At 47.7% G+C, this 5,916-nt stretch carries 4 protein-coding genes; 3 read left to right on the forward strand and 1 reads right to left on the reverse strand.

What is annotated here, in order from left to right; genetic code table 11:
- From rnr to RDL68_RS05955, 3 genes are all read left to right on the forward strand, one after another.
- The coding region (rnr, locus tag RDL68_RS05945; RefSeq protein ID WP_308540762.1) for a ribonuclease R at positions 1-2,369 on the forward strand (2,369 nt) is incomplete at its 5' end.
- 14 nt (positions 2,370-2,383) lie between these two features.
- A complete protein-coding gene (gene smpB / locus RDL68_RS05950) occupies positions 2,384-2,845 on the forward strand; it encodes an SsrA-binding protein SmpB (protein ID WP_308540763.1) in 462 nt (153 codons plus the stop codon).
- Positions 2,842-3,258: a GtrA family protein gene (locus RDL68_RS05955; RefSeq protein WP_308540764.1), complete on the forward strand. Its 417-nt coding sequence runs from the start codon at positions 2,842-2,844 to the stop codon at positions 3,256-3,258. Before smpB ends, RDL68_RS05955 begins: the two co-directional genes overlap by 4 nt.
- A gap of 39 nt (positions 3,259-3,297) precedes the next feature.
- Here the strand turns inward: RDL68_RS05955 and msrB are convergent, their stop codons facing one another.
- Positions 3,298-4,290 (reverse strand): peptide-methionine (R)-S-oxide reductase MsrB, encoded by a 993-nt coding sequence (gene msrB, locus RDL68_RS05960; RefSeq protein WP_308540765.1) that lies wholly within the window; start codon positions 4,288-4,290, stop codon positions 3,298-3,300.
- Between the last annotated feature and the right edge of the window lie 1,626 nt (positions 4,291-5,916).

Consider the following 5,916-nt stretch of genomic DNA (forward strand, 5'->3'; position numbering starts at 1 on the left):
GCAAGCGTGGAAAAATTAAAGCTTATGCTCTGCCGGAACGCGAAAGAGACGAATCGCAGAAAAAGAACAAACGCCAACGAAATACGGTTTTAGCCGGAAATGAGAAGGACGAAGAGCGTAAGGCAAGCGGTTTTTCCGTAGAAAAAGAACAATGTATTTCTCAAACGAAACAAGGCATACCGCCGAGAGAGAACGGCCAAAAGCCCCAAGAAAGACCCGTCTCCTCAAAGGAACAAGATCCGCTCATTGGCGAACTGGTCGGAAATGCTAAAGGATTCGCCTTTTTTGTCTCTTCCGTAGAAGATTGCGAAGATGTGTTTATTTCACCGGATGATCTTAACGGTGCTATGCACGGGGATACGGTACGTATTGCCATTATCGAAAAAGCCGATTCCGTAGCCGGTAAAAATGCCAAGGGAAGAGTGGCTGCTGTTTTATCTCGCAATGCAGATCCCATCGCCGGCGTATATGAAAAACAAAACGGTTGCGGGTACGTATTGCCGGATAAAAAGAATTATTCGCGCCCAATATTTATTTCCGATAACGATAGTCTAGATGCGCAAGAAGGGGACAAAGTGATTCTTCACCTTCTTCCGCCAGAAGCAAATGAATGGCATCCTGCCGGTCACGTTACAGAAGTTCTTGGTCCGGAAGGAGAAAAGGGTGTTGATATTACTGCAGTAGCGCGCGAGTTTCGTTTGCCTTATGCGTTTTCCGAAGAAGCGAAAAAAGAGGCGGAAGCGCTTTCAGATGAAGTCGATAAGCGAGAGTTTCGAGGGCGGCGTGATTTACGTAATCTCTTTACCGTAACGATTGACGGAGCCGACGCAAAGGATTTTGATGATGCGATTTCCCTTGAAAAGCGCGGAAAATACTACGTTCTTTACGTACATATCGCAGATGTTTCGCACTATGTCAAACCGGGATCGGCGCTGGATCATGATGCTTACGAACGGGGAAATTCCGTCTATCTTCTTGATCGCGTCATCCCCATGTTGCCGGAAAAACTATCCAACGGGCTTTGCTCACTAAATCCCGGCGTGGAGCGTCTCGCAATGACGACCCAGATGACGTTGGATACGGAAGGAAATATCGTAGACCATCAATTCTATACCAGCGTAATCCGTTCCGATTATCGTCTGGTTTATGAGGACGTTTCCGACTATTTGGAAGAAGGTACGCGTTTTAGTGAGGAGGAGACGTTGCTTTCTCACATAGAGGAGATGGCAACGCTCTATCATCTATTAGCCAAGAAACGTAAGGAGAGGGGGACGCTCGACTTTGATTTTCCGGAAACAGCGGTAATTTTGAACGAAGAGGGCATAGCGACCGATGTTCGGTTAGCCGATCGGCGTATTGCCAATCGCCTCATTGAAGAATTTATGATTCTCAATAATGTTGTGATTGGTACAACCTTTTTCCGAAAAAAGCTGCCGTTTATCTATCGTATTCATGCAGAGCCCAAAGCGGAGGATATTGAACGGCTGAACAATGCCCTCATTGCTTTCCACTATGAACCCATCGAGGCGGATCCGGAACCTTCGCGTATTCGCACCATTTTGGAACAAGTGAAGGGCAAAAAAGAGGAAGGTATTTTGAATATGCTCGTTTTGCAGAGCATGTCCAAGGCGGTCTATAGCCCGAAACCGACCATGCACTACGGTCTTGCCGAGGAGCATTATTCTCATTTCACTTCTCCGATTCGTCGCTATTCCGACTTGATTGCCCATCGCCTGTTAAAAGCCTTACTTTCCGGAAATCCTTTGACGGAGGATGCCATCAAAAAAGACCTTTTCGTCCGCTGTGAACACCTTTCCCTTATGGAACAAAAAGCGGAAGAAGCGGAACGTGATGTTGTGGAAATGAAGTGTGCAGAATACATGCAGCGCTTTATCGGTGAAGAGTTTATCGGACAGGTGGTTTCTCTGACAAATTTCGGCGTTTTTATCCGTCTGCCCAATACAGTCGAAGGTTTGGCACATTTTCGCGACATGACGGATGATTACTATTCCTATGATGAAGATCGCATGATGGTAAGCGGTGAGAAAAATCATCATGAACTTCGTTACGGGGATGAAGTGCGGGTGCTGGTTGCAGCGGCGAATCCGCTTTTGAGAGAAATTGATTTTCATTTGCCGGATTTTGTACAAGTACATGAGCAGAAGGAAAAGCAGAGTGGAACGAAGCATAAGACAAGTCGTGAGGGCTCACATTCCGAACACGTATTTGGACGACGCAGGGACATCCGTCCGAAAAACTTCAAAGGGGCAAAGGTATCCAAAGCCGGTCAGCCAAGAAAAAAAGGAACAAGGCACCATCGCAACGCGCCGAATAGGCAAGGCAGACGGAAGGGCGGATGGTTTCGATAGAGATAGGAAAAAAGATGAAGAAGGATGAGAACAAGGTGTTGGCGAACAACAAACGCGCCAAACACGATTACTTTATTGAAAAAACTTGGGAAGCCGGCATATCCTTAAAAGGCACCGAAGTGAAAAGTGTGCGTCAAGGACATGTCTCGATTCAACAATCTTATGTGGATATTCATGCAGGAGAAGCGTGGCTCAAAGGGTTGCACATCAGTCCCTATGAGCAGGGAAACCGCTATAACTTGGATCCCGTGCGCGACAGGCGGCTGCTTCTGCATAAAAAAGAAATTCGCCAGCTCGCCGAAGCTGTCCAAAGGGAAGGGTATACCGTCATTCCGCTTAGCGTGGTTTTGCGAGGAAGACGAATTAAAGTGGATATTGCTCTGGCACGTGGAAAAAAGCTTTACGACAAGCGAGAGAGCCTTCGCGAAGCGGAGGATAAACGGCGTATCGAACGCACCTTAAAGGAGTGGAAATGAAGCTCACTTCCCTATGGAGACGGTATCGCGAGCCGATCCGTTATCTGTTTTTCGGCGTGCTGACGACGTTGGTAAACTATTTGGTTTATTTTTTAACCACGAGGGGACTCCACATGCGCTATCTTGCGGCGACAGGCATTTCCTGGGTTGTTGCAGTGTTATTTGCATTTGTGACCAATCGACGTTTTGTCTTTGCTTCCTCTGCGAAGAGCAAGAGTGAAGTGGGAAGCGAACTTGTGCGCTTTGTCGGAGGTCGCGTGCTTTCCTTGCTGTTGGAAGCCGCCATCATGTTTATCGGCATCGAAGGACTCAGGCTCATTCGCTATGATTGGGCGGTAAAAACTGTCGCCCAAGTGGGCGTGGTGCTATCCAATTATTTTTTGAGCAAATTTTACGTTTTTCGATCAAAATAAGTGCGCCACTCTCAGGAGTTAAGAGCGGCGCACCTTTTTTTAGTCCTCTTTATCTACATAGGCAATCCAATCCCCATAGCCTTCATGTTCCATCTCTTCCCGTGGAATAAAGCGCAGGGCAGAGCCGTCAATGCAATAGCGCAATCCGCCAAGTTCTTTCGGTCCATCCGGGAAGACGTGTCCAAGGTGGCTTTCTGCGCGACGCGACTGCACTTCGACGCGTTCGCGTCCGGGAATAGAGAGATCGCGATGTTTGGTGAGCTGTTCGTTTCGCATTGGTTTACTAAACGAAGGCCACCCACATCCGGCATCAAACTTATCGCGCGAACTGAAGAGCGGTTCACCGGAAACAATATCTACATAAATCCCCGGACGAAAAAGCTGATCATAGGGATGCGCGTGAGGAACATCGGTTCCTTTTTCTTGCGTTACATGATATTGCATCGTCGTTAGTTGGGTGCGAAGCGTTTCATCCTTTGGTTTTTGGAAGGTTTCAAACCCATCTTCAAGGGGAACCTCGGCAAGCGAAAGATCGATATGGCAGTAGCCTTGGGGATGTTTCAGGAGATAGTCTTGATGCTCTTCTTCTGCTCTGACCCAATGGCTAAGCGGCGCACATTCGATGGCGACTTTTTGACCGAGTTTCAAGGATAAGCGATTCAGACGTTTTTGTACCTTTTCCTCCGTTCCTTCCGGTGCAGAAGAAGGAATATAAATTCCGGTTCGGTATTGTCGACCCGTGTCATTGCCTTGCCGGTTCACCGACAGGGGATCCACCAAGCGCAAATAATGATCCAATAGCTCCGCCAGGGAAATACGGTTGCGGTCGTATTCTATTTTGACTGTTTCAGCATGATCACTCTGTTTGATTTGGTCATAACTTGTGGTTTCCGTTTTTCCGTTGGCATATCCCACTTCGGTGGAAAGAACGCCGTCAAGCTGGCGAAAATAACCTTGTATGCCCCAAAAACAGCCACCGGCAAAATAAATGGCTTGTACAGCAGGGTAGAGGTTTTCCTTCATCTTATTCATAATGCGGTGTTCTCCTGTTCTTAATAATTTATTTACAGGTCTCTGTCTGTATTCTATAACGATCAAACAGTGTCCTTTTTTTTAGCTTACGGTATACTGTCTTTAAGTGCAAGAATGACGAACTATTTCTCTAAGGAGGGCATCGTGTTTGAAGTAATCGAAAAGCAATGGTTGGCGGAAAATATCGTCTCCTTGGTGTTCTATGCGCCGCGCGTCGCAGAATCCTGCGAGCCGGGGCAATTTTTAATTATAAAAGCGGATGAGGTCGCTGAACGTATTCCGCTCACGATTGCGGATTACGACCGCGAAAAGGGGATGGTAACGGTTGCCGTCCAGACGATCGGTGCGTCGACAAGAAAAATCGCTTCATTGGAAGAGGGGATGTCCGCAAGGGATATTTTAGGCCCCCTCGGTCATCCTTCCGCTTTTATCGAAGAAGGAATTGATGTGGTTAAAAAACGACGGTATATCTTTGTTGCCGGTGGATTGGGGACGGCACCGGTTTATCCGCAGGTGAAATGGCTTCATGAACGTGGTGTCGCAGTGGATGTTCTTATCGGTGCGCGCACAAAATCGCTGCTTTTCTGGAAAGATCGTATGCAGAGTGTGGCGGATCACGTCTTTGTGACGACGGACGATGGTTCTTACGGCAGACAAGGTCTGGTGACGACCTGTCTTGAAGAATTAGTGAAGAAGGAAAAGCGCCATTACGATCAGTGTGTATGTATCGGTCCGATGGTTATGATGAAATTTGTTGCGCAGCTTACTGCTCCAAATCGATTAAATCTGCCTACGATTGTCTCGATGAATCCCATTATGGTAGATGGCACGGGGATGTGTGGCGCATGTCGCGTTCATGTTGGAAAGGATGTGCGTTTTGCGTGTGTGGACGGACCGGAATTTGATGCCCGTGATATTGATTTTGACGAAGCCATTCGCCGTCAAAAGATGGTGCGCACGAGAACAGGACGAGAAGTGCTTTTACAACAGGAAGCGAAGCCAAATAAAGCTATGCCGGAGGGAAAGGTTAAAAACGGCAAAACGGAATATTTCGATATTCTTAAACGTGTACCGGTGGCAGAACAGGATTCACAAGTGCGTGCCGGAAACTTTGAAGAGGTTTGTTTTGGTTATGATGCGCGTGGCGCTGCTTTGGAAGCCTCGCGATGTTTGGAATGCAAAAATCCGCGTTGCGTAGAAGCATGTCCGGTGGCTATTGCCATTCCAGACTTTATTCGTGAAATCAAGACGAATGCGCTTGATCGGGCGTTTTCGCTGCTAAGTGAAGCATCGTCCCTGCCTGCTGTGTGCGGACGGGTTTGCCCGCAGGAAGAACAGTGCGAGGGTGCCTGTATACGGGGGATAAAGGGTGAGCCGGTGGCAATAGGGAAGTTAGAACGTTATGTCGCAGACTGGGCAAGGAAAAATGACTTACGTCCATCAAATACGGTATGCAGAACTAAAACGCAGCGTGTAGCTGTTGTCGGATCCGGCCCTGCAGGACTTGCTTGTGCCGGCGATTTGGCAAAAAAAGGGTATTCGGTTACGATTTTTGAATCGCTTCATGAAGCAGGCGGTGTTTTGCAATACGGTATTCCGGAGTTTCGTATGCCGTCTTCTGCTTGA

This window comes from uncultured Murdochiella sp. (assembly GCF_902488755.1).
In the GTDB taxonomy this organism is placed as follows: domain Bacteria; phylum Bacillota; class Clostridia; order Tissierellales; family Peptoniphilaceae; genus Murdochiella.

Excerpts from the sequence above, each read along its gene's own strand:
- RDL68_RS05955 (WP_308540764.1), top strand. The coding sequence starts at position 2,842 with ATGAAGCTCACTTCCCTATGGAGACGGTATCGCGAGCCGATCCGTTAT.
- smpB (WP_308540763.1), top strand. The coding sequence starts at position 2,384 with ATGAAGAAGGATGAGAACAAGGTGTTGGCGAACAACAAACGCGCCAAA.
- msrB (WP_308540765.1), bottom strand. The coding sequence starts at position 4,290 with ATGAATAAGATGAAGGAAAACCTCTACCCTGCTGTACAAGCCATTTAT.